Annotated in this window: 1 protein-coding gene; it reads left to right on the top strand. The window is 73.8% G+C overall.

The window, feature by feature from the left end:
* Positions 1 to 309 (top strand): hypothetical protein (locus UK12_RS42610; RefSeq protein ID WP_045307271.1); only part of this gene is annotated, 309 nt, incomplete at both ends.

Raw genomic sequence — 309 nt, 5'->3', positions numbered from 1 at the left:
AGGGCTCACTGCTGGACGACACCTCGCTGCGGCACATCCCGCCCGGCAGGCGGGCCACGCCCGGCACGGACAACGCCCATCTGCGCGCCCAGGCAATCAGCGCCCTGACCGAGACCGGGCGGCTCGGCGAAGCCCGCCGCCTCGCCGACGCCGTCACGGTCGGGGGCGCGCACGGCTCGTGGGAGTGGAACGAGTTCCTGTACTCGCGGTGTCTGCTGCGCATCGCGTCGGACGAGTTCGACGACGCCCTCGCCGACCTCCTGGAGTGCGGGAGGCGCCAGTCCGCCCGGGAGGTGGAGAGCCCGATCG

Source organism: Saccharothrix sp. ST-888 (genome assembly GCF_000955975.1).
GTDB lineage: Bacteria > Actinomycetota > Actinomycetes > Streptomycetales > Streptomycetaceae > Kitasatospora.
The sequence above is the reverse complement of the archived record's forward strand: the minus strand, read 5'-3'. Positions and strand labels throughout refer to the sequence as shown.